General features: G+C 70.2%; 3 protein-coding genes. 1 reads left to right on the top strand and 2 read right to left on the bottom strand.

Features of this window, described 5'->3' with window-relative positions; translation table 11 throughout:
* Positions 1 to 226, top strand: a 226-nt coding sequence (locus RB628_RS40710) for a tetratricopeptide repeat protein (RefSeq protein ID WP_318325682.1), incomplete at its 5' end; no start/stop codon positions are given.
* Between the two features lie 131 nt (positions 227 to 357).
* On the opposite strand, the gene RB628_RS40705 is transcribed toward RB628_RS40710, so the two are convergent.
* Together RB628_RS40705 and RB628_RS40700 are read right to left on the bottom strand one after the other, a co-directional pair.
* Positions 358 to 513: a hypothetical protein gene (locus tag RB628_RS40705; RefSeq protein WP_318325681.1), complete on the bottom strand. Its 156-nt coding sequence runs from the start codon at positions 511 to 513 to the stop codon at positions 358 to 360.
* Between the two features lie 65 nt (positions 514 to 578).
* Positions 579 to 1,076, bottom strand: coding sequence for a hypothetical protein (locus RB628_RS40700; protein WP_318325680.1), 498 nt, complete (start codon positions 1,074 to 1,076; stop codon positions 579 to 581).
* Positions 1,077 to 1,165 lie beyond the last annotated feature (89 nt).

Here is a 1,165-nt window from a genome sequence, read left to right as displayed (position 1 = left end):
GCGGGTGCTGGGCGAGGACCACCCCGACACGCTGGCCTCCCGCAACAACCTCGCCTACGCCTACCAGTCGGCGGGGGATTTGGGCCGGTCCATCCCGCTGTACGAGCAGACTCTGGCCGACCGGGTGCGGGTGCTGGGCGAGGACCACCCCGACACCCTGGTCTCCCGCAACAACCTCGCCAGCGCCATCGCCGAACGCAACGGCGGCGAGCCCGGGCAGCCTTGACCTCGCCTGAGCCGCTCCGTCGCCCGCGACCGATCAGGCGGTACTCCCCAGCCGTAGTGCGACACGGCAGAGGTACTCAAGCCTGCTGTAAAGCGACACGACCTGCGTGGGACACGGTGTCTGCTGACATATCAAGCAAGGACGATGGTGTCCCGGGCGGTCAACTCCGCTGACCAGGCGGTGAGTAGATAAGGGGCGAGGCCGGGCTCGCTGCGGTGGAGGTCGGCGAGCAGGTCGGTGGTGCTCTCGGTGCGCCGCACGTCGCAGCGCAGGGGGTGCTCGGGCATGGGGTATCCAGCATCACTGGCAAGGAGAGGGAGCCGGTGCCCCGCCGGGGCGGGGCACCGGGCGGTCAGAAGTGAGGGTTCTCGGTGGGCCGGTCGGCTACGGTGGCCGCCTGGAGCAGCTCGGTCAGGTCGCCGGGCTCGGAGGAGCGCTGGTCGATCCACCACCCTGCGCGGGTGATAGTGCGAGCCGTCGCCTCGATCTCCTCCCACTCCGCCTCGCTGGTCTCGCCTTCGAGGACCAGAGCGGTGTAGGCGGCAGCCAGGATCTGGTGGCGGCAGCGCACGCCCCACGCGACGGCGCGCTCGCGGCCTTCGAGGGGCGGCATCCGGTACTGCTCCGACCAGGCATCGGACTCGGCCTGCTCTTCGGCGCGCTTGGCCTTCAGCCAGGCGGCCTTGTCCTGCTCGTCGCCCTCCTTCGCGGCCCGCCAGCAATCGGTGCACTCCTGCTTGGCGAGCCACTCGGCAAAGCCCGCGCGACGGTCGGCTGCCCGGTCGGACAGGTCACGGGCGACGCTGTGCCCGCACAAGAAGTCGATGTGCCAGATGGTTTTCACGGCCATGGGAGCTTTTCCTTACGGGTGTTGGGTGTCAGCGGGTGCGGGAGAACGCCACGCGCGGGTCCACCGGGCGGGAAGCCGAGACGGAGGCG

The organism is Streptomyces sp. ADMS, assembly GCF_033441795.1.
Lineage (GTDB): Bacteria > Actinomycetota > Actinomycetes > Streptomycetales > Streptomycetaceae > Streptomyces.
This window is presented reverse-complemented; position numbering and strand designations above follow the sequence as displayed.

What these genes read in the sequence shown, in the direction of transcription:
- RB628_RS40705 (WP_318325681.1), bottom strand. Translation starts at nt 513, where the DNA reads ATGCCCGAGCACCCCCTGCGCTGCGACGTGCGGCGCACCGAGAGCACC.
- RB628_RS40700 (WP_318325680.1), bottom strand. Translation starts at nt 1,076, where the DNA reads ATGGCCGTGAAAACCATCTGGCACATCGACTTCTTGTGCGGGCACAGC.